Origin of the sequence: Bradyrhizobium sp. WU425, from assembly GCF_021052305.1 — a bacterium.
Classification (GTDB): Bacteria; Pseudomonadota; Alphaproteobacteria; order Rhizobiales; family Xanthobacteraceae; genus Bradyrhizobium; species Bradyrhizobium canariense_D.
Map to the genome: position 1 here is coordinate 521246 of NZ_CP088089.1, position 22448 is coordinate 543693.

Sequence of the window (22448 nt, forward strand, 5' to 3'; positions counted from 1 at the left end):
TAATCGGTCCGGGATCAGCACTCCGCTCCGCTTGTCCAGGACGACGAGACCCTGCGTCACGTAACCGCCGGTTGCGGCGCCACAAATTTACCGCAGCTTATCCTTTGCCATTTACCGTGCTCACGCGTCAGGAAGCGGGCTGCTTCCGGGCTGCGCCTGGTTTTCCGCGAATGGAATGGGGTGGGGAATGCCCGTCAAGTCGAAGCCGACCACATCGAAGCTGCTCACCTTGCGTTTTCGCGCAAAAATCATCCTCGGCTTCGTGGCGGTGCTCGCCATCCTCGCCGTCAGCATGGCTTTCGCGTATTTCGGCTTCGAGCGGATTCAGGCCGCCGTGGCCTCCTACCGCTCCAGCGTCGCCGAAGCGGACCTTGCGCGGACGGTCGATCGCGAGCTGATCGCTTACCAGGGCTTGGCGCGGGCCTACACGCTGACCGGCGCGGCGGATGATGAGACCGCAGCCAAAGCAGCTGAAGAGAATTTGAGGGCCGCGATCGCCAAGTCGGCGGCGGCCACCACGGGCGCAGCCCGCCGCGAGCAGGTCGGCAGGCTCGAGGCCGACTTCAAGAGCTTCACCAAGGTGTTCGGCGAGATCATCACGTTGACGCGCGAGAACGGCAAGATCGCGACCGATGAGCTCAACAGCGTCGGCAACAAGATCCGGTTCAAGTTCGACGATCTTGCCGATACCGCGGCATTGGCGGGCCTGAACTCGGTTCAGGGTACGGCCAAGGATATCACATCGCAATATCTGGCGGTCTCCACCTCGGTCAGCGCCTTCGTCGCCAAGCCGGAGCCGAAGACCGCCGACGGCGTGACCGCCCGCATCAAATTCCTGGAGACCTTGCTGGTCTCGATCTATGCCAACGACCAGAAGATCACCGACCGCGTCACCGAGATCAGTAATCTCCTCAAGCAGTACCGCGCCTCCTTTTCAAAGCTGACCGAGAACGTGAAGGTCATCGTCAAGCTGAACGGCGAGATGACCAAGACGGCCGCGTCCATTCTCAAGCTCTCGGGTGAGCTGCGATCGGAGCTGACGGCGGATCAGCAGCGCATCGAGGTCAACGCCAATGCCACCATCGGCGAGACCGAGCGGCTGATGCTGATGATGGCGCTGGGCGGCCTTGCCGTCGGCGCTGCGCTCGCCCTGATGCTGGGCAATGGCATTTCGCGTCCGATGATCGCGATGTGCAAGGCGATGCGCGAGCTTGCCGCGGGCAATTTCGACGTCGTGCTGCCGGGCCTCGGCCGCAGGGACGAGATCGGCGAGATGGCCGGCGCGGTCGAAGAATTCAAGGTGCAGGCCGTGGCCAAGGCCGAGCGCGACGCCGCCGCCAACGAACTCCAGAACAGGGAGCAGGCCGCAAGCCGTCGTTCCGAGCTGATTCGTTTCGCCGATGATTTCGAGAGCGCGGTTGGTGCCATCGTCTCCAACGTCTCGGCTTCCGCCGTGCAGCTGGAATCGGCGGCCTCGACGCTGACCCGCACCGCCGAGACCACCCAGAGCCTGTCGAGCCAGGTCGCCGACGTCTCCGAGCAGGCCTCCAGCAACATGCAGTCGGTGGCGACCGCGACCGAAGAGCTCTCGGCCTCGGTCGAGGAGATCGGCCGTCAGGTCCGCGATTCCAGCCGCATTGCCGAAGCTGCCGTGGTGCAGGCAAAGGAGACCGATAATCGCATCGGCAAGCTCTCGCATGCCGCCCAGCAGATCGGCGAAGTCGTCAAGCTCATCACGGCGATCGCCGAGCAGACCAATCTTCTGGCGCTGAACGCGACGATCGAGGCGGCACGCGCCGGCGAAGCCGGCCGCGGCTTTGCAGTGGTCGCCAGCGAAGTGAAGTCGCTCGCGAGCCAGACCGCGAAGGCCACCGACGAGATCTCCTCGCACATCACGGGCATGCAAGGCGCCACGGCCGAGTCGGTTGCGGCGATCAAGGAGATCGGCGCCACCATCGGCCAGATCTCGTCGATCTCAACCTCGATTGCGAGCGCGGTGGAGCAGCAGGGCGCGGCGACGCAGGAAATCGCGCGCAGCGTCCAGACCGTCGCGCAGGGCACTCAGACCGCCGCCACTGACATCGGCCAGGTCAATCGCGGCGCCGCCGAAACCGGCTCGGCCTCGGAAGAGGTGCTGCATTCGGCCAAGACGCTGTCGTCCGAAAGCACCCGCCTGCGCGCCGAGCTCGACCGCTTCATGGGGAATATCCGGGCGGCGTAGGGGCTCGACCTTCGCGCAACGCCTCCGCCGTCGTCCTGGCGAAAGCCAGGACCCATTACCCCAAGGCGGAGTTGCCGGGCGAACTGCCAACTCCGAGTCATCGCCAAACCGCTCCCTGGGGTAATAGGTCCTGGATCGGCGCTGCGCTTGTCCAGGACGACCTGGCGCTCACTCCCTCCCGAACGCCCGCTTCAGCTCCACCTTTGCCCGCTCCAGCCGCGTGCGCTGCGTCTGCGGCAGCGTCTTGCCGGCGCGGTTGATGTAGAACGTCAGCATCGACAGCGCCGAGCGGTAGGCGCCGGTCTTGCGACGCGCGCTGTGCTCGGCCGAGCGCTTCAACGAAGCCGCGATCTTCTTCGCACTGGTCAGCTTGAACACGCCTTGTTTGAGGTCGAGCGCGTCGCTCTCTTTCGTCACGCGCTGTCACCAGCGCTTCGGTGCGGCGCGTCTGGTGCTCTTGCGCGCCGCTGTTTTGCGAGAATGTCTCGTCTTTCTGGCATGAGCCATGCGTCAACTCCTTGCGGCTCCAGCGAAAAGCAGGAGCGCGAACGGTCGTTCCACGGGGAACCTGCCCTCGCCGCAGACGTTGTCGCTGGTGGCAGGCGGAATGCCGCACCCCTTGATCGGACCGCCCCCGTCCACGCCATGTGAACCGGGGCCATGTCCATTGGTCAGATGCAACAACGCGATGGAATTGCAGCGAAGCCCAGCGCCGAACGATGGACCTGTGGTCTCCACGGCGGTTGCGGCCGATCGCATCATCGAAACCAGCATTCCCGCACGGCTTGACGCGCTGCCGTGGAGCGGATTTCACACCCGCGTCGTGCTTGCGCTCGGCATCACCTGGATTCTGGATGGCCTCGAGGTGACCTTGGCCGGCGCGCTCTCCGGCGCGCTGAAGCAAAGCCCCTCCCTGCATTTCTCCAATCTCGATCTCGGCATCGCCAATTCCGCCTATCTCGCGGGCGCGGTGCTCGGCGCGCTCGGCTTCGGCTGGCTGACCGATCGCATCGGTCGCAAGAAGCTGTTCTTCATCACCCTCGCGCTCTATCTCTCGGCGACGGCCGCGACCGCTCTGTCGTGGAATGTCGCGAGCTACGCGCTGTTTCGCTTCCTCACCGGCGCCGGCATCGGCGGCGAATATACTGCGATCAATTCGACCATCCAGGAACTGGTGCCGGCGCGCTATCGCGGCTGGACCGATCTCGTCATCAACGGCAGCTTCTGGATCGGTGCCGCCATGGGCGCCGTGGCGGCCATCGTGCTGCTCGATCCCGCGGTGATCGGCCCCGATCTCGGCTGGCGCCTCGCTTATCTCATCGGCGCGGCCATCGGCCTCGTCGTGCTCTTGATGCGGATGTGGATTCCGGAGAGTCCGCGCTGGCTGATGATCCACGGCCGTCCCGACCAGGCCCACGCGATCGTCGACGAGGTCGAGCGCTCGGTGCTCGGACACGGCCAGGATACGAGCGACGCGCGTTTCGCCAGGATCCGCCTGAAAATGCGGACTCACACGCCGATCCGCGAGGTGGTGCACACGCTGTTCTCGGTCTATCGCCAGCGCGCGATGGTCGGTCTCGTGCTGATGATCGCGCAGGCCTTCTTCTACAACGCCATCTTCTTCACTTTTGCGCTGGTGTTGACCGATTTTTACGGGATCAGCGCCGATCATGTCGGCTGGTATCTGCTTCCCTTCGCCGCCGGCAATTTCCTTGGTCCGCTGCTGCTCGGCCGCCTGTTCGATACGCTCGGCCGCCGGACCATGATCATGTTCACCTACGGCGCGTCGGGCGTGTTGCTGGCGCTGTCGGGTTATCTGTTCTCGATCGGCGCCTTGAGCGCGCAGGGGCAGACCATCGCCTGGATGGTGATCTTCTTCTTTGCCTCGCCCGCCGCGAGCGCCGCCTATCTCACCGTCAGCGAGACTTTTCCCTTGGAAGTCCGCGCGCTCGCGATCGCGGTGTTCTATGCGGTGGGCACCGGCATCGGCGGCGTGATCGGCCCCGCATTGTTCGGGGCGCTGATCGACACGGGATCACGCACGAGCGTGTTCGCAGGCTATTTGCTGGGGGCGTTCCTGATGATCGCGGCCGCGATCGTGGCGTGGCGCTATGCCATCTCGGCGGAACGCAGATCGCTCGAAGAAATCGCGCGGCCGCTTGCGTCCATGGAGTAGACTATGAAATCGGAACTGGCTGAATTGGATCTAAAGCGCACCATGGTCGACGATGAAGCGCCCGATGCGGTGCCGGTGCCCCACGCACTCGTGCCGCATCTCAATGAAACAGCGATCCTGCTCGACATCGACGGGACACTGCTCGACCTGATGCCGACGCCGCGTGAGGTGTGGGTGCCGCCAGGCCTGTCGGAAACGCTGAACCGGCTGACGGAGCGCACGTCGGGCGCGCTGGCGATGGTCAGCGGGCGTTCGCTCAACGACATCGACCTGATCTTCGCGCCCGATGTCTTTCGCGCCGTCGCCGGCCACGGCGCCGAGATGCGGCTTTCCATTGACAACGAAGCCGATGCCGTCAGCGCGCCGCCGCTGGATAAGGAGCTGAAGCGGCGGCTCGCGGCGGTGGCCAAGCTCAGTCCCGGCATTCTGCTCGAAGACAAGGGCTATTCGCTGGCGCTGCACTACCGCCTTGCGCCGCATGCGGAGAAAGCGATCTACGAAGCCGTTTCGCTGATCAGCGCCGACCTGCCCAATGCGCCGATCGAGGTGCTGCCCGGAAAGTTCGTTTGCGAGATCAAGCATTCCGGTTTTACCAAGGCGACCGGCGTGCGCGAGTTGATGAAGCACGAGCCTTTCAAGGGGCGCCGTCCGATCTTCATCGGTGATGACGTCACCGACGAAACCGTGTTCGCGATCATGCCCGACATGAATGGGCTCGCCTTTTCGGTTGGTCGCCGCGCCATGGGGGTCAACGGGCACTTCGACGCCCCGAACGATGTGCGCACGTTCCTTGCGCGGCTGCTCGACGACTCAAGGTTGGAATAAGGCACCGACATCTCGGAGCCACATATCGCGTGCGTAATTCCTCCAGCGCGTCGCTTCATGCTGCGCGCGCCACGGTTCCAAATCCGGCTTTGTGTAGCGAAATCGTCAGGTTGCCTGGAGGTAAACCGGTTCCAACGCGCACGCCCGATTTTGGTTTCAATTGGTGCAAAGGATGATCAGGAACCATATTGATGAACGGCAGTTAAATGGGGTGGAATGAAACAGGAGGGGACGACCTGTGAACTTAGTCGTCGTTTCGAATCGCGTCGCGCGCGGCAAGCCCAATGAGCCCATGACGGGTGGTCTCGCGGCGGCCTTGCTACCCGTTGTGGAACATTCGGGCGCGATCTGGGTGGGATCCTCGGGCCGTGTGCGTGACGGTCATCAGAAGGAGCCGTTCGCCGAGATCGAAGCACTGGGTTCGGGCGCGATTGCGACGCTGGACCTGCCGGCGGCGCACTATGGCGGCTATTACGAGGGCTTTGCCAATTCGGCGCTGTGGCCGGCGCTGCACTCGCGCAGCGATCTGATCCGCGTCTCGCGCGACGACTATGTCAGCTATCGCGAGGTCAACGCCTTCATGGCGCGCGCCTTGATGCGCTTCCGGAAAGCGCAAACCGCGTTCTGGGTGCAGGATTACCATTTCCTCGCGCTCGGCGCGGAGCTGCGGGATCTCGGCGTCGACGATCCGATCGGCTTCTTCCTCCATACGCCATGGCCTGTCGCCGCGGTGATGCAGGGCGTGCCCAATCATCGTGAGCTGATCACGGCGATGCTGGCCTACGATCTGATCGGCTTCCAGACCAATGACGATTGCCAGAATTTTCTCGGCTATGTCGCGGGCGAACTCGGCCTCGCCGTCGAAGACGGCGTTGCGATCTCGCAGCATGGCCGAACGCGCTGCGAGGTGTTTCCGATCGGCATCGACGCCGAGAAGTTCGCGCAATACGCGGCGAAATCGGCGTCGCATCCGGACGTGTCGCGGCTGCGCCGCAGTCTCAACGGTGAACGGCTCGCGATCGGCGTCGACCGGCTCGACTATTCCAAGGGCCTCGTCAACCGCATCAGCGCGTTCGATCGGCTCTGGACCGAGCATCCGCACTTTGCGCGCAGCATCTCGCTGTTGCAGATCGCAAATCCCTCGCGCGGTGCCATCGAAGCCTATGGCAATTTGCAGAACGAGGTCGCGCGGCTCGTGTCCGACGTCAACGGCCGCCACGGCGAGGCCGACTGGACACCGATCCGCTATCTCAACAAAGGCTTTAGCCAGGCCGTGCTCGCGGGCCTCTATCGCACCGCGCAGATCGGCGTGGTGACCCCGCTGCACGACGGCATGAACCTTGTCGCCAAGGAATACGTCGCTGCGCAAAATCCGGCTGATCCCGGCGTGCTGGTGCTGTCGAAATTCGCCGGCGCGGCCAACGAGCTCGACGCCGCGCTGCTGGTCAATCCGCATGACATCGACGGCATGGCGCGCGCGATCGCCGTCGCGGCGGCGATGCCGCTCACCGAGCGCAAGATGCGCTGGGATGCGATGATGAAGAAGCTGCGCGGCCACACCATCCAGCAATGGTCGGCGGATTTCGTCGCTGAACTGGAGAAGTGCCGGACGGAGAAGGCTGCAGTCGCGCCGCTCGCCAACCAGCCGCCGCAAGCGCTGCGCTGGCTCAAGTCGGCGATCTCAGGCGTGCGGTTGATCTAGTCTTCTTCTCCCCCGTTCTTTACAGCGAGGGCAGGGCCGAAGACGACAGCCTCAATAGCAGTACGACACGCCCTCCAGAATCGCACACTGCCGCTTGTTCGGCGCGTTCGGATCGTCGAGCGGCACCATGCCCTTGCCCTGGCCGACGAACACGCCGGGCCCGACATGCACTGAGCTCTTGTGGCCGATGATGACGCTTTGATGCGGCGTCGCGCTCGAGCGCGTGCCGTCCGGCCAGAGGATGGCATCGCCCGAAAGCATCCCGCGCCGTCCGTCGTCACAGCTGACATCAACCCCGTGCCGGGTGCAGACCTGGGCGGCGGCCGGTCCGGCGAAGGCAGCGGCAAGGGCCCAAATCAGGCTCAGCGCGGCAATGGTGTTGCGGATGGTCATGGTGCCCCCGGACGTGTTTGACGGTCTTGAGTGAATCGTCGCGCCAAACCCGCCGCCGGTTCAGCGGGCGGCCGGTTCCAAGCGTCGCCGTGGCGCCTGATATTGTCTATAAAGTACAATATCTTACGGAAAAATCATCCGATTTCCCCGCGATCCCTTGCAAAATCACCGGCGCCCCTTCAAGAGAGTGCGCTCCGGAGAGATGGCCGAGTGGCTTAAGGCGCACGCTTGGAAAGCGTGTGTGCGGGAAACCGTACCGTGGGTTCGAATCCCACTCTCTCCGCCACCTTGGCCGGAGCAACATATTCTCCGCGTAAGTTTCTGGGCATCTTAAGCCGAACAACGGCGGCGAACTCCCATTTGAATTCCAGACTCCTTCTCGGCAGGGCGTGCTCATTTTTCTCCGAGAGGCCCATTTATCTCCGAAGCTCTGGACTTCGCGGATTCGGTCCGGTTCTCGAAATTCCAACGTTTCGAAGCACCTATGAACTTCAACGAGAAGAGTTTTGCGGCTCCTCTCGTAGATGCGAGAGCCGCGAGGGATCGCAGACGTTCCGCATCCTCGCGGCAATCTGCTGGCTCGGCGAGCGTTAGCGAATAGAGCCTGGTCGGTGCAACCCGGCGCGCACAAGCACAATTAGATTGCTGCAACGCGGCTTTACACTCATAAGATGAATTCACCAGCTGTGGATCAGAAGTTAAGAGCGGGACGCATGAATATTGTCGAGGTCCCAGATGTGGCGGTTCCGGTGTTTTGGATCAGATGATCCGAGCACCGATGGAAAGCCTGAGCCCAAGCCGGTTCGTGTGAATCTCGATGCTGAAATTACTGGCCTGATTGGACGCAATGGCTCAGGGAAGTCAGCGTTGCTGGAAGCGCTTCAGCGATTGTTTGGGGAGACTCGCGATGAGCGAACCGTAAGGCAAGAGGATTTCTTCGTTCCACCCGGCGAGACCTTGGACAAGGAGCCGAAAAGGGAAATGTTTATCGAGATTCTGATCAGCTTTCCTGAGTTGGCCAAAGGCGCAGCAGCTAGTAAACATACCGTCCCAGTTGGCTTCCGCCATATGATTGTAGATGGGCTTGGGAAAACGCCTATAGCTCGTGTTCGCCTAGAGGCGACATGGCAGTCATCCGGAACGCTCGATGGAGCAATTGAGGATAACGCTTACTGGCTACTTACGTCGGATGCTGTTCCGTTCGGCGAACCCACTGACGCGGCCGTTAAGCGTAAAATGACCGCGGCCGATCGCGCATGCATAGCTGTTCGATATATCCCAGCCTCACGGGACGTGACGGCTCTCACGAAACTAACGGTTCGCAGCCTAGGGCGAAGCTTGCTTCAGTCTATCTATTGGAAGGAAGAAGCGAAAATCCTTGATCTGGTGAAACAAGCCGCAACAGCGCTTGACGAAGAAGAGGCTGTTAAGCGGGTAAATGGAGCCATCAATGCATGTTGGATGGAGCTGAATGCAGCGGACACAGAGACATCCGCGCGCCTCTCAGTGTTACCACCAGATTTTCAGCAAATCGTGCGCGCTGCATCTGTTGTCCTAAGTCCATCGGCAACGGGGCGTACTCTTGGCGTGGAAGATTTGAGTGACGGACAAAGATCATTATTTCACTTCGCTCTCGTAAAGTCGTTGTTAGTGTTCAAGCTCGAACTCGAAGCGGAAGTCGCTCGCGGTAAGAAACCACCGTTCTCTTCCGAATTCATGCGCGCGCCGGCGCTTACTATCTTCGCCTTCGAAGAGCCAGAAAATCATCTCGCGCCTTACTTTCTGTCGAGGCTGATCACAGAATTACAAAAGCTCACCCAGACACAGCGGGTGCAGGCCGTAGTTACAAGTCACTCGCCATCAATTATTGGGCGTTTGGAACCGCGTGCGCTTCGACACATGCGTCGCGATTCAAAGACAGGAATGTCGCTAGGGTCACCGTTACTCCTGCCGAAAGACGGTGACGAGGCCGCTAAATTCGTCCGTGAGGCAGTTCGCGCCCACCCTGAGATCTATTTTGCGCGCCACGCTATCTTTGGTGAAGGTGCCTCGGAAGAAATTGTTCTTCCGCGATTGGCGGAAGCGCTCGGCGTGCCGGTCGACCGTTCATTTGTCGCTATCGTGCCAGTGGGAGGGCGATATGTCGGTCATTTCTGGCGCCTTGTTGCACAGTTGGGAATCCCCCACACGACCTTGTTGGACTTCGACCTGGGGCGAAGCAGCGGCGATCTCTCGCAACTCAAGGCCGTCGCAAACGCCGTTTTGGAACTCAGCCCCCCGACCGATCCGACTGCAAAGGGGGATTTGATCAACGCGCAGGCGTTCGACCGCAACTCCGAATGGAGTAAGTCCGGCTGGACTGAGACCACGCTCCAAGCGTGGATAAAATCTTTCGAACAATATGGAGTCTTCTTCTCGGCGCCGCTCGACCTGGACATGCTGATGCTAGAAGCATTCACGGCCGCCTACACGGCGTTGCCGGCCGGTGCTAGGGGACCACAAAAACCGGACGATGCTGCGCGTCAACAGGAAGCCGCAGCGCGCGTGTTGGGTGCGGACGGATTCGGAGCCGCCGCTTATGGCGCCAGTCCGAACCTATCGTTGTTCCCATGGTACGCGTATTTGTTTCTTGGAAACAGGGGTAAACCGGCAATACATCTCAGTGCGTTGGCTCACCTGAGCGAGGCCGATATTGCCAAATCCTGTCCTCCCGTAATCGCACGGTTGATCGATCGCGTCGCCAAAGCGCTCGAAGGCCCAATCCTATGAGCCGGTTCGCCCTGATACGGCCTGAGGATTGGCACCCTTTGGGTATCGAAGGACTTGAGGACGGCGCGCTGGAAGCGGTACGGGCGACGGGCAATACGCTGGTCACCGCCGGACCCGGCGCTGGGAAAACTGAACTGCTCGGACAGCGCGGAGTGTTCCTTCTGCAAACTGGCGCGTGCGCTTATCCACGAAGATTGCTGGCGATCAGCTTCAAGCGAGATGCCGCACGGAACTTACGCGAGCGGTTTCAACGACGTTGTAAACGCGAGCAAGCCGGTCTTCTCGACTCAATGACATTCGATGCTTTCGCCAAACTCCTGCTTGACCGATTTTGGCGGGCTCTTCCCGAACCGTGGAATACAACGAAACCTTATCGCATCGGGCGATTTCTAAACAGAAATGAGTTTTCGGATTTCTTGCGGACGACGGCTGGCACGCTTTCAGACAATACGCAGCCTGCTGGCTGGTCCGCTTCAGCGATCGGAAAACTGCCGACAAGCGCGCAAGTGCATGGCGTTTCGCTGGATTCATTCAATCTTGCGATCCACGAGTTGGTCCTCCATCCGTTGATGGTACCAAACATCGGGAGCTTCCTTCAGCTTGTGTATCTGCGATCAGCATTCACGGCCAATACGGTTTTGCTTACATTTCCAATGATCGGTCGCCTTGCTCAATTGATCGTCGAGACGAATCCGCAAATCAAAGCGGCAATTCTTGCGACATACGGCCACCTGTTTATGGATGAGTTTCAGGACACGACAGGCGTTCAATATGGGTTGATGAAGTCAATTTTTGGTGGCTCCGAAACTGTCATTACGGCGGTGGGCGACGACAAGCAAAAGATCATGGGGTGGGCGGGCGCGCAAAAAGATAGCTTTGGCGTGTTCAAGATGGATTTTCTGGCGCAGGGGGGCTCTGCTGGGCAAAAGCACATTACTCTGTCGTTGAACTATCGCAGCAACGCGCGAATTGTTGAAATTCTGAACACGTTGAAGCGCCGCCTGGCGCCGACGGAACCCGACTTCAGGGCAGCTCGGCCAGCACCTGCGCTGCCACCGGAGAAAATATGTGCCGTCATACTTTCTCCCGACGTAGCAACGGAAGCCGAAGCGCTTGGATCGTTTCTGGCCGCAGAACTGCAATCAGGAATGTCACCACGAAATATTGGGCTGCTGGTCCGACAAAAAGCCGCTGATTGGGAAACCTCTTTAGCGCCGGTTCTTGCCAAACATGGCGTCATCTTGCGGAACGAAGATCGCGATGTTGGCGGCGCGTCGATTCAGGATTTGATGACCGAACCGTATGCGGTAACCGTTATGGACGGTTTCGAACTCTTACTGCGTGAACGGGGCGGCGCAGTATGGGTGCGCGTTCTCGAGGCATTTTCCGATATGGAAGGATTGGTCTCCGACGAGGACCCTGAGCGCATTCAGGAAATTGCGGAGAAGCTGGATGCATTCCATGCAGAAAACCGAGTCAAATCACCTGGGAGTGTAGTTACGCCCGCAGAAGTTGGGACGTTATTGACCGATGTAGAGTCATTCTTTGGGATCTCAGCTTTGAAAGTAGGTGCGCCCCAGTATCAACAGGGCGATTTTTTCAATTCGGTGCGCGCGGCCACCAAAGCATTTCTCCAAGAATGCGCGACGGGAAATGTCACATGGCATGAAGCACTGTCGCGCTATCGGGGCGAAGGCCAGGCTCCACTAATGACCATCACAAAAAGCAAGGGACTTGAGTACGATGTCGTTCTGCTTCTCGGCCTGGACGATCAGCAGTGGTGGAGTTTCAAGAACAATCCTGACGAGGGACACTCGACTTTCTTTGTGGCGGCGTCACGAGCCCGCGAACGTCTCTTTATGACCATCCGGCAAGGTCAGGGCACCGCCAAAATAAGCGAAATCTACAAGCTGCTCGAAGAGGCAGGGGTCAAGGGACTTCGCAGTGAAAACTGGTCTGGTGGAAAATGACGTGATCTATGATGATCGTGGAATTATCGAGGACCATGCGATGGCTACCCTTTCCACCGTGGACATGAAGCTGATCGACAGCTTGTTCGGCATGTACGGGGGTTACGTGCTCAACTTCAGCAACGCTACATTCGCCTCGTTCTTTTCGCGAGACATCGGCATTGATATCTATGACGAGGCTTACGCCATCCACGGCACTTCGAAGGGCAAGCGCTTGTGGGGCTTCTTGGAGATCGGCCAAACCAACGCTGTGATTAAGGCCTTGCACGCGCTGTGGGAGATCCGCGAGGCCGAGCGGATGGAGCGTGGCGAGGAGGAGAAAGTACCGCAAGCCCGTACCCGATTCAGCGCGCTCATCGTGAAACTGGGCGGCAGGCCGCTTGCTGCGGAACAGTCAGTCGAACCGTCGCCGGCGTCGGCACGAGAAAAGCAGGACGAACCGAGCGAGAGCATACAGGCCGCGTTGCAGCACGAGTTCATGGGGCTGGTCCAGATGGAAGAGGCGCGCCAGCAACGCGGTTACGCTTTCGAGCGATTTCTTAAGCGCTGGTTCGACACCTGGGGTCTCGACGCTCACGCGTCGTTTCGGACCGTCGGCGAACAGATCGATGGCTCATTCCAACATGACGGCGCAACATATCTTGTCGAGGCCAAGTGGCACAACAAGCCGGCCGACGCGAACATGCTTCACGGCTTCCAGGGAAAGCTGCTCGAGCGACCGGATTGGACGCGGGGTCTTTACGTCAGCTACGGCGGCTTCTCAGGGGAGAGTTTCGACGCGTTCACGGCGCGGCGTTTGATCATGATGGATGGAGCCGACATCTATTTCACCCTTACTCGCCGCCTCGATTTGCGCCGTGTTATCGCTGCGAAGGCACGGCATCACAGTGAGAAGCGGCAGCCATTCGCGAAGGTGACCGCCATATTCCCCGGCTAAGGTGCGTCACCGCCGATAAGCTTTCGTAGGCAAATGCGACTACGTCGCCTCGCTCCAATGGCGCTTTGGGTCAGAGACTGACGGACTGTCCGTTCTCGAATTAACAACAGAAATTCCATAACGATGGACCAGCGAAATCCCGCTCTGAGGGTGGCAACGGCTACTGCGGAATGCGTAGCTTGGAGCGCTGTTGGCTCCACGCCGCGGGCAGAGGTTTAAGCAACTCATCAAGTTGAAGCGTGGTGGGTTGGCGTCCAGTCAGGATCGCCTCGATGACGTCTGGCGCGAGCAGGGTTAATCGCAAAATGCGGCTCAGATAAGAATCGTTGACCTTCTCCGCTTTGGCCAGTTCTGCGGACGAGGCGTATTTGCCGCTCTCGATCATTTGGCGCCACCGGTGCGCGCGGACGACTGCCTTGACTAGCGCGCTGTCCACACGTGGGGCGGGCGACCAGGGAGCCGCTCCCGAAGGAGACAGGATCTGCTTGCGACCGGCCCGCTGAAGAAAACTCACCGCAATGCTGACCATCGCGGTGCGCCCATCCTGGCTGATGAGGGCTTTGCTGGCTCGATGGCTGGTCGTCATGCGGCATCCTGCTGGGTGGCGGAATTGCCGGCTAGCTCGCCGATCAATGATGTCACGCCCGCGATCCGGAGCTTGATATCAACGCGGTCGGGCCGGATATCAACCCGCTCGACGAGGAGTTCAATGATACGAGACTGTTCAGCAGGAAAGAGTTCATTCCAGAGCGGTTCGAAGGCCAGCAGCGACTTGCGGACGTCAGACTCGGTCAGGCCCTTTATGGATTTGCGAGCGCTGCGCCAAGTCTGGACGATGATTTCGGGGGAGAGAAGGAGAAGGCGGACCTGATCGATCACGATCCTCTCAACCTCAGCGGCGGGAACGCGTGCGACGGGACAATCGCCGGCGCCCTGCTTTAAGACGGCCTGGCTCAGATAATAGCGATAGAGCTTGCCATTCTTACGCGTATGCGTCGGCGACATCGCGACGCCAGTGGGACCGAAGATGATCCCCTTCAGCAGGGCGGGCGTCTGTGTCCTTGTACCAGCAGCTCGTTTGCGAGGGTTTTCCTGAAATTTTGCCTGTACCTTGTCCCAGATCTCGCGATCGATGATGCCGCTGTGCTCACCGGCGTATGAGACGCCCTTGTGCAGGGCCACACCGACATAGACGGGGTTATTGAGCATCTTATAGAGCATGCCCTTGTCGATCAGCTTGCCGTATTTGTTGCGAATATTTTCTGCGACTAACTGCTGCGCTAACGTGGTGGCCGACCCTACCTTCAGGAAGCGGTCGAAGATCGAGCGCACGAGCTTGGCATCCTTGTCATTGACGATCAGCTTGCGGTCTTTGACCTCGTAGCCCAGCGGAGCCCACCCGCCCATCCACATGCCTCGCTTACGGGATGCGGCGAATTTGTCCCGGATGCGCTCGCCGATTACCTCGCGCTCGAATTGCGCAAAGGATAGCAGAATGTTTAGCGTCAGACGGCCCATCGACGTGGTGGTATTGAAGGACTGCGTCACTGAAACAAACGTGACCTTGTGCTGATCGAAGACCTCGACCAGCCGGGAAAAATCCATCAGTGAGCGTGACAGCCGATCGATCTTGTAGACTACGACGATGTCGATCTTGCCGGCCTCGATATCCGCGAGCAGTCGCTTCAGCGCAGGCCGGTCCAGGGTGCCACCGGAGAACCCGCCGTCGTCATATCGGTCGGGCACGAGGAGCCAGCCCTCGGCGCGCTGGCTGGACACGTAAGCCTCACAAGAGTCCCGTTGGGCCTCAAGCGAGTTGAACTCCATCTCGAGACCTTCTTCGCTGGACTTGCGGGTGTAGACGGCGCACCGGAGCTTTTGCAGCGGCGCCGGCGTAGCGGGCTGTGGCTTTCTGGTCATGCAGCACCGCGGTGGTTCTTTAGCCCAAAGAACACCCAGCCGTTCCAGCGAACGCCTGTGATCTCCCGGGCAATGGCGGAGAGGGACCTGTAGGGGCGTCCCTGGTACTCAAAATCCTCAGCGCGGACGGTGACCGAATGCCCGATTCCCTGCCACTCCCGGATCAGACGGGTCCCGGCGATCGGCAGGCGTAGACTCCGCCCGCTCGGCCTCTCGCTTGGCTTGCCGTCATATTGCTTTGAAAGCACCCGAAGCCGCTCGACGGTTTCCTTTTTCAGTCCGCCATAGGCCAGTTCTTGAATGCGGTAGGCCAGCCGGCTCTCCAGGAAGCGCCGGTTATAGGGTGGCGGCTCTGTGTCGAACAATGTGCGCCATTTCGCCTTCAGGGCGGACGCCGGCGCATTCTTGAGGGCGGCCAATTGGGCTAGAACGGGATCAGTCATGAAGAGCCTCAGGGGGAGTAGGGAGGACACCACCGCTCTGGTCGGGGGAGAAGTGAAGCGAACTTTCTCCGCAATCGGTGGGTTTTCGACTGGACTTCCGGCCTTCAAGGCGCAAGAGGGCGGTTGCGAGCACCTGGGCGATTTCTACGATGTGGTCTGGGGTTTGGCTGATCATGTTGGTGACCAACCTGTTCGGCAGAAATCCTAAAATCTAGCGCCAGCATCGCTCGCCGAAGACAAACGCGCTCAGGCGCAAATGGTGGAGGTCCGTCGAGCCACTAACACTGTGCAAAAACGGCGAGCGACCCGGCCACGAAGTGCTCAAAGTGCGAAAATAGACCGAATGATTCGGCCAGCAGATATGACGCACGGACTGCAGAGTCACGGATGGACGCTGGATGAAGCGATCAGGCGGGTGACAAATTCGACCAATGGGCGTCCGGAAATCGTTTCGCTGTTGGCCGTCGGGAAGCTGGTTGCTTACAACTGCGGTGAAACCGTTCGGTGGAGCAGACTGTTGAGTTCCGATTTCGGCGATGACTGGCTTGATGACGAAAAGCGACTTTCGGAAGTTCTCATTTTTCCAATTTTGCATTCACCGGACGTTTGTGCGCTCATCAGCGGCAGTGCATTGAGAGACATCTTTCAGAACTATGTTCTCGACGACCCCGAAGTGCGGCAACTCAGTATTGAGGCGATTCGGGCTGATCCCGACACCGTGCGTGTTCTCGAAGGTAACTGGCAGCCCCGCGGCGCGGCCGAATGGCCCGTGAATGACGGAATTTTGGACGAGAACGATTCTTATGAGTGGACCGAAAGTGAATTAGGCCGGTTGATGAGCCGAGACACTCCGGACGAGGTTCGAAAATTTCGGCATGTGCTGCGACTTCGTTTCGGTACACTGCTCAAGCTGCTTCAAAGTGGAAAATTGCGTGCCCGGGGTGATCCGGTAAAAGGCGACAACCAGGAGATACTGCCAACCATTTGGTCACATCACGATTTCCTGCTCGACGCCAAAGCCGGAGATCTTGTGCAGTGGAATGACGGCTCCGATCCCGTCCACCGAACGAGCAGACTTCTCGGGCGGTGGCGTGCGATTTACTTAGCTCCCACCGTAATCGACCCCGACATCTCAGGCCACATGTCAGACCGGTTCATGGGCCCCTCCGGAGTGGTGACTACGTCCAACACCGCGGTGGTGCCCACGTCCAAGACGACCAGCAGAGATGCTTGCAGGAAATGGCTTATCGAGGAGATGCGTCAGAGCCCCGATCAGAGACCTGCTCCGAAAGAAGCGTATCGGAAGCAAGCCCTTGACAAATGGCGGGGATCACTCAGCAGCCGCATGTTTGATCGAGTTTGGACCGATGCGGTCAATCAAGCTCCGGCGGAAAAGTGGTCCTCGCCGGGACGTCCCATTAAATCCCTGCAGCCATAAATCCCCGCACCAATAATTCGTGGCATCTATTTCCAAACTACAATTGCCGTCAGTTTCGTCGCTATCGAAACCGATAGTGGATGATACCGATGCTAGCCGCTCAGAGCCCCATTGATCCCGATGCCCTGATTGCCGAGGTGCAAGCTGCGGATTTTCTAAAAATTTCTATTAGGACGCTGCAGGCGTGGCGTTGCCGAGGCGCGGGGCCTGCCTATGTTCGCGTCGGGCGAGCCATTCGATACCGCCGACGCGATCTTCTCGCTTGGATCGAAGTGAACACCGTCACGTCTGCGCGCTGATTCGTGATGAGGTCGCCCGGTCGCCCGTCGCCTGTTCGTCTTCGAGACATCTATGGATTCTACGCATGGCTCACGTTTGTTTGCGACTAGATACGCGCCCGAAATCTGAGGCTTGCTTTTGGCAGATGGTCGGTGACTTCGTGCTCGACATCAGAGCTTAGAGCCATCTCCTCGGAGGCAGTATGCGACCAAATAAATCGGACGTCCTCATTGCTTTCAAAGCAATAAGCCTCACCGACGATATGTCCGTTACAGAGAAACGCGTAGCTGCCACACTCCTTGATCATTACAATCGATGCACGGGCCAATGCGACCCAGCGCTCAACACTATCGCCACGCTACTCGGGATCAATCGGCGCACCGCCATTCGCGCGACAGGCTCTCTCGAAAGATCTGGCTATTTCCGCATCGACCGACACGGCGGAAAGTTTCATCGGAATAGCTACCAGCCGATATGGGCCCGCTTTCGTGCGTGGGAGAACGGCTGGGCCGAAAGGCGGAGACTTGCGAAGCAATTTCGATCTGCGGCGCAAAACTTGTCACCTTTGCAGGGGCCAGGATGTCACATTGGTGATGGCGGCAGCGCCACCCAAACCTGTTCTAACAACCAATCTGACTTAACATCTGCGCCGCAGCAGCAGGAAAGCCAACGGGCCTTGTCTGCAACGGAGGTGACAGCAGTCAAGAGTCTCTCCAAGCAAAGCGAAAGTGGCCCACAGGATTCGAACGCACAAGAGCGGTTTCACGGGAAACAATCTTACGGCGAAGTTGCACGCATCGCGGCTGAACGCCGATGGAATGAAGCGCTCACGAGACAATTAGCTTCTGCACCCGACGTCTTTGCGGGCGTGATCGATGCCATTGATAGCGATCTCAGCAACGCAACCACGGAAGTTGAGATGACGCGGCGGGGCCGCGGAGTTGAATTCCTTTTGGTTCAGCTGGATCGGCGCAAGGCGTTCACGAATGCGGATGCCTAAGATGATCGCTGGAAAGGTCGTGTTCAGCGGGGGGGCGGGTCGAAAGTCCCGGAAGGCTTTCGCTGCGGACCGGCCCCACTCTCATTCAGGGATTTTTTTCCAGCGCAGGCGAATTTTCGGGCCTGTGGAGGGATGCATTTCGGGCGCCTCACCCTGCCAAGCATTTAGCCGTGCGGCGACCAACTGCAACACTTTGAAGACGCAGCACAATTTCGGCGCGGGTGGTTCCGTTGCCCTTCGCGTCTACCTCAACGCAGTAAGCAGCAGGCAAAACCGACCATTATTTTCCTTTGACCGGCTCGGGATGGTCACGCGCGGCCCTGCTCAAAAAGGTGAATCAATTCAATGGCGCTGGTTTCGGACAATTGTCGCGAAATTCCCTAGGGGGAGGGGCGCCGATGACATGGCAATGTGCAAAAGGCCGAGGCAAGACATGACACACGCGGCGTACCCAGAAGAAGCGAATGCACGACTTCAAATCGAATACTGGCCGCTTGATCGGCTAATCCCCTACGCGCGCAATGCGCGCACCCATAGTCCGGCCCAGGTCGCCGAGATCGCCGGCAGCATTCGCGCCTTTGGCTTTTCGAACCCGATCCTCGTCAGCGAAGGCGCAGATATCATCGCGGGACACGGCCGGCTGGCCGCTGCTCGCAAGCTTGGTCTGACAGAGGCGCCGGTCGTGGTCCTCCGAGGATTGACGGAGGTGCAACGCCGCCAGTTGGTGCTTGCCGACAATAGGATTGCGCTAAATTCAGGTTGGGACAGCAAGATGCTAAGCCTCGAACTAGCCGACCTGTCTGCGTTGGGTGCCGATCTCGCATCCATCGGCTTCAGCAAAAAAGAGTTGGCGGCCGCGCTGTCACGGGTCGAAAGCGGCTTAACGGACGAGAACGATACCCCCTCGCTCGTCGAGGTCGCGGTTTCCCGACCCGGTGACATCTGGCAGCTCGGTCCGCATCGCGTTGCGTGCGGCGATAGTCGAGACGCAGCTTTCGTCCATTCGCTGCTGGCTGGTGCCTTGCCTCAATTGATGGTCACCGATCCGCCCTATGGTGTCGAGTACGACCCGGAATGGCGTCATCGCCGCGGCGTCAACAAGTCGAAAAGGACCGGCAAAATCCGCAACGACGAGATCGCCGACTGGGCACCTACCTGGGGCATATATCCAGGCGAGATCGCTTATGTTTGGCATGGTGCTTTACGGTCGACCATCGTAGCGGAAAGTCTTCTCAAGAGCGGCTTTTCGATTCGCGCGCAGATCATCTGGGCCAAGGAGCGCTTGGTCATGAGCCAGGGAGACTATCACTGGCAGCACGAGCCCTGTTGGTATGCGGTCCGGAAGAAGGGCAACTGGACTGGCGATCGCAAGCAAACGACCGTCTGGAGTATCAGCAGCGGCGGGCAGGATGCCGAGACCAAGCATTCGACCCAAAAGCCCGTCGAATGCATGCGTCGGCCGATGCTGAATAATTCCAGTCCCGGAGAGGCGGTGTATGAACCCTTCCTTGGAAGCGGAACGACCCTGATCGCGGCGCAATCTTGTGGGCGTGTCTGCTTGGCATCCGAGATCGATCCATTGTTCGTCGACGTTGCGATCCGCCGATGGCAAGCCTTCACAGGTGAGAAGGCAATTCGCGAGCAAGATGGCGCGTTTTTTGAATCGCTGGAGCAGGAGACGCTATCTCCGGACGGCGCTCGTGGTTCAGTGGCGTGATCGAGAACGGACATGCGTGGCCGTCGTCCAAAACCAACAAGGATAAAGGCTTTGACGGGCAACCCGGGGAAGCGTCCCCTTAATCTGCACGAGCCGCGACCCGAACCCGCGTTACCCGAGTGCCCAATGGAACTCAATTCGGTTGCCAGACGGGAATGGGCGCGGCTGACCGGCGAGCTTTCAAAACTGGGCCTCATAACTCATCTGGATCGCGGCGCCCTTGCTACCTACTGCGGCGCCTATGCGATGTGGGCAGAAGCGATGGAGCAGATCCAGAAGTTCGGTACGATGGTTAAATCGCCGACAGGATATCCGATACAGTCACCCTACCTAGCGATCGCTAATCGACAGGCCGAGATCATGATGCGCATTGCGTCGGAGTTCGGTTTCACGCCTGCAAGCCGGAGCCGGATATCCTTGCCCCCAAAAGATCAGCTACCACTTTTTGATGGGGAGGATGGAGAGAGTTGAGCGCCCCTGTGGACATTTGAGCCTTTAGTGGCCAGTAATCTAGAAATGCTTGCGCAGATAAGACGGGATCCTTCTTCGATATGGTCGCATATGCGAGCTATACGGCTCAAGAATTTCTCATTACGCCGGACGACGCAATCTTCGCCCGCCTGGTTCGAAGTGATGCAGTTTCTGGGTTCAGCCAATTCTCTCATAAGCAAGGATGGTCGTGGGGTGAAGCCGTTCGACTTATGAAATCGGCTTGCGAACAGCTCATCGCCGCGAACGCACGATACTCGGATGTCGGCGTCGTTTTAGAATACCGCATCCCTCGTCGAGAAAAGCGATTGGATGCTGCTTTCCTGTTTCGCGAAACAATCGCCGTTGTCGAGTTCAAAGCAGGGAGCTCCACAGCGACGAGCGACGCTTTGGCTCAAGTCGCCGACTATTGTCTCGATCTGGCCTACTATCACGCGGAAAGCCAAGGGCGGAAGATCGTTCCCATCGTGTGCTCAACGGAGGCCCAGTCCAGCCATGTGGTGCCCACATCCGATGCGACGTTAATCGAGGACACACAGTGCGTCGGTGAAGCCGATTTCGCCGCGCTGCTAATTCGCATCGCGAACGACGACGGGAAGGGGAGTTCGGACGGTATTTCGCACGAACGGTGGTGCTCGAGTTCCTATCGTCCGATTCCTGGAGTCATCGAGACTACGGTGAGTTTGTTTAACAGGCACGGCTCGGACGATATCAACGCCGCGCTGGCCGACCGCGATACGATCGATCGCTCCATGCAGGCCATCGAGGCTATCGCGCGAGATTCTCGGGAGCGGGGCCAAAAGACCTTGTGCCTTCTCACAGGGGTTCCTGGTGCCGGTAAGACGCTGACGGGACTTCGTGTCGCGCATAGCCCGGCCTTTCTGCAGGCGGGGTGGCGGAGCGTCTTCCTGTCTGGAAACGGTCCGCTGTTGAAAGTCTTAAAGGCCGCTTTGGCAGCAGACTATAAAGATCATCAAGGCTGCACTAAAGCTATCGCGCAGCGACACGCCGAATCACTGCTTCATAGCGTGCATGCATACCTTGCCGAAGCGCAAAAGACCCAGTCGCCACCGTCAGAGAGCATTGTAATTTTTGATGAAGCGCAGCGCGCCTGGGATGCAGCCAAGATGCAAAAGATGGCGGCGCGACAGCGTAGCTTCGGTGCTGTGTCCGAATTGGCCTCACCTGTTGCGGCAACTTCCGAACCGGCTCAAATCCTGGAAGTAATGAACCGCCATGCGGGCGGCGTCATGGTCGTGGCTCTCTGCGGAAGCGGGCAAGAGATTCATGATGGGGAAGCTGGTGTTGGAGAATGGATTGCCGCTCGAAATCAGTCCTATGCCAACTGGCGGCTCATTTGTAGCCCTTCCGCAATCGAGCGAGCGGGTGTCGACGGCGCAGGCGTGAATGCGGAGGTGTGGCCAAGTATGCATCTGAGTAGCTCAATCCGCAGTCATCGTGCGTTGGAGCATGCCGACTGGGTTGATGCTGTACTGACGGGGCGACCCAAAGATGCGCGCCGACACATAGATTATACCGGTTTCCCGATAGCCCTCGTCAGGCGCCTGGATGATGCCAGGACGTGGTTACGCAAGACGACCCTGGGCTCCAGGCGCTTCGGCTTGGTCGCAAGTTCCGGCTGTTCCCGCTTGAGGCCATATGGGCTCGAAGTTTCGACCGGGTTCAGGAAGGAATTGGACTACGCTGAATGGTTCACCGCGCCGCGAGGTGATTTGCGATCGTCATTTGCTTTGGAGACTGCGGCAACGGAATTCGAGTGCCAGGGCCTTGAGTTGGACAGGGTGGCCGTTTGTTGGGGGTGGGATCTAACAGTCGGCGACGGTGAACTCCTGCCGAGGACGTTCCGCGGGACCAACTGGACTAACGTGAGGCGGACGAGAGAGCGTGAGTACACGATCAACAAGTATCGTGTTCTTCTGACCAGGGCGCGTGAGGGGATGGTGATTTGGGTGCCTCTAGGAGATGAGGAAGATCCGACCAGATCGCCGTTCGAGATGGACCGGCTGGCTGATTACCTGGTCGACTGTGGCGTGCAGCCTTTTCGGCAATCGGTCAATCGCTCACTTCTTCAATAACAACTCTTCGCGAAAATCGACATGCATGCGACGCTTCCTGTCGAGTAGCGATGGGTTAACACACGGTGCGGCT

At 59.3% G+C, this 22448-nt stretch carries 18 protein-coding genes and 1 tRNA gene; 14 read left to right on the top strand and 5 right to left on the bottom strand.

Annotated features, from left to right (window positions below; all coding sequences use genetic code 11):
* The first annotated feature begins 187 nt into the window (after positions 1-187).
* On the top strand, positions 188-2221 hold the full coding sequence (locus BcanWU425_RS02440) for a methyl-accepting chemotaxis protein (protein ID WP_204512814.1): 2034 nt from the start codon (positions 188-190) through the stop codon (positions 2219-2221).
* A gap of 168 nt (positions 2222-2389) precedes the next feature.
* On the opposite strand, the gene BcanWU425_RS02445 is transcribed toward BcanWU425_RS02440, so the two are convergent.
* Positions 2390-2638: a DUF3175 domain-containing protein gene (locus BcanWU425_RS02445; RefSeq protein ID WP_035995391.1), complete on the bottom strand. Its 249-nt coding sequence runs from the start codon at positions 2636-2638 to the stop codon at positions 2390-2392.
* Positions 2639-2909: 271 nt separating this feature from the next.
* Here BcanWU425_RS02445 and BcanWU425_RS02450 point away from each other — a divergent pair, with 271 nt between their 5' ends.
* The 3 genes from BcanWU425_RS02450 (at position 2910) to BcanWU425_RS02460 (ending at position 6924) form a co-directional block, all read left to right on the top strand.
* Positions 2910-4397: an MFS transporter gene (locus tag BcanWU425_RS02450; RefSeq protein ID WP_204512813.1), complete on the top strand. Its 1488-nt coding sequence runs from the start codon at positions 2910-2912 to the stop codon at positions 4395-4397.
* Positions 4398-4400: 3 nt separating this feature from the next.
* Positions 4401-5222, top strand: a complete 822-nt coding sequence (gene otsB, locus BcanWU425_RS02455; protein WP_204512812.1) for a trehalose-phosphatase — start codon at positions 4401-4403, stop codon at positions 5220-5222.
* Positions 5223-5460: 238 nt separating this feature from the next.
* Positions 5461-6924, top strand: coding sequence for a trehalose-6-phosphate synthase (locus BcanWU425_RS02460; protein ID WP_085348221.1), 1464 nt, complete (start codon positions 5461-5463; stop codon positions 6922-6924).
* A gap of 51 nt (positions 6925-6975) precedes the next feature.
* Here the strand turns inward: BcanWU425_RS02460 and BcanWU425_RS02465 are convergent, their stop codons facing one another.
* Positions 6976-7317: a hypothetical protein gene (locus BcanWU425_RS02465; protein ID WP_018452861.1), complete on the bottom strand. Its 342-nt coding sequence runs from the start codon at positions 7315-7317 to the stop codon at positions 6976-6978.
* 196 nt (positions 7318-7513) lie between these two features.
* Here BcanWU425_RS02465 and BcanWU425_RS02470 point away from each other — a divergent pair.
* The 4 genes from BcanWU425_RS02470 to BcanWU425_RS02485 all read left to right on the top strand — a co-directional run bounded on the left by BcanWU425_RS02470 (position 7514) and on the right by BcanWU425_RS02485 (position 12993).
* Positions 7514-7603, top strand: a tRNA-Ser gene (locus BcanWU425_RS02470).
* Between the two features lie 449 nt (positions 7604-8052).
* Positions 8053-10086: an ATP-dependent nuclease gene (locus tag BcanWU425_RS02475; RefSeq protein ID WP_231189648.1), complete on the top strand. Its 2034-nt coding sequence runs from the start codon at positions 8053-8055 to the stop codon at positions 10084-10086.
* A 38-nt stretch (positions 10087-10124) separates the two neighbouring features.
* A complete protein-coding gene (locus BcanWU425_RS02480) occupies positions 10125-12056 on the top strand; it encodes a UvrD-helicase domain-containing protein (RefSeq protein WP_231189651.1) in 1932 nt (643 codons plus the stop codon).
* The gene (locus BcanWU425_RS02485) at positions 12031-12993 is read left to right on the top strand and encodes a restriction endonuclease (RefSeq protein ID WP_231189654.1); all 963 of its coding nucleotides are present in this window, start codon (positions 12031-12033) and stop codon (positions 12991-12993) included. Before BcanWU425_RS02480 ends, BcanWU425_RS02485 begins: the two co-directional genes overlap by 26 nt.
* Positions 12994-13153: 160 nt before the next feature.
* On the opposite strand, the gene BcanWU425_RS02490 is transcribed toward BcanWU425_RS02485, so the two are convergent.
* Genes BcanWU425_RS02490 through BcanWU425_RS02500 form a run of 3 tightly spaced genes read right to left on the bottom strand, consistent with a single transcriptional unit; the run spans position 13154 to position 15356 of the window.
* Positions 13154-13579: a hypothetical protein gene (locus tag BcanWU425_RS02490; RefSeq protein WP_231189657.1), complete on the bottom strand. Its 426-nt coding sequence runs from the start codon at positions 13577-13579 to the stop codon at positions 13154-13156.
* The gene (locus BcanWU425_RS02495) at positions 13576-14913 is read right to left on the bottom strand and encodes a recombinase family protein (protein WP_231189682.1); all 1338 of its coding nucleotides are present in this window, start codon (positions 14911-14913) and stop codon (positions 13576-13578) included. The genes BcanWU425_RS02490 and BcanWU425_RS02495 overlap by 4 nt, the downstream gene beginning before the upstream one ends.
* Entirely contained in the window at positions 14910-15356 is a 447-nt protein-coding gene (locus BcanWU425_RS02500; protein WP_231189683.1) for a DUF2924 domain-containing protein, read from the bottom strand. Before BcanWU425_RS02500 ends, BcanWU425_RS02495 begins: the two co-directional genes overlap by 4 nt.
* Positions 15357-15717: 361 nt before the next feature.
* Between BcanWU425_RS02500 and BcanWU425_RS02505 the strand changes: the two genes are divergently transcribed.
* The 6 genes from BcanWU425_RS02505 (at position 15718) to BcanWU425_RS02530 (ending at position 22375) form a co-directional block, all read left to right on the top strand.
* A complete protein-coding gene (locus tag BcanWU425_RS02505) occupies positions 15718-16794 on the top strand; it encodes a hypothetical protein (RefSeq protein ID WP_231189684.1) in 1077 nt (358 codons plus the stop codon).
* A gap of 89 nt (positions 16795-16883) precedes the next feature.
* Positions 16884-17093: a helix-turn-helix domain-containing protein gene (locus BcanWU425_RS02510; RefSeq protein WP_231189685.1), complete on the top strand. Its 210-nt coding sequence runs from the start codon at positions 16884-16886 to the stop codon at positions 17091-17093.
* Positions 17094-17275: 182 nt separating this feature from the next.
* Entirely contained in the window at positions 17276-18073 is a 798-nt protein-coding gene (locus tag BcanWU425_RS02515; protein ID WP_231189686.1) for a helix-turn-helix domain-containing protein, read from the top strand.
* 1 nt (position 18074) lies between these two features.
* A complete protein-coding gene (locus tag BcanWU425_RS02520) occupies positions 18075-19790 on the top strand; it encodes a site-specific DNA-methyltransferase (RefSeq protein WP_326953395.1) in 1716 nt (571 codons plus the stop codon).
* Positions 19791-19916: 126 nt separating this feature from the next.
* A complete protein-coding gene (locus BcanWU425_RS02525) occupies positions 19917-20261 on the top strand; it encodes a phage terminase small subunit P27 family (RefSeq protein WP_231189687.1) in 345 nt (114 codons plus the stop codon).
* Positions 20262-20341: 80 nt separating this feature from the next.
* Positions 20342-22375: a DNA/RNA helicase domain-containing protein gene (locus tag BcanWU425_RS02530; protein WP_231189688.1), complete on the top strand. Its 2034-nt coding sequence runs from the start codon at positions 20342-20344 to the stop codon at positions 22373-22375.
* Positions 22376-22448 lie beyond the last annotated feature (73 nt).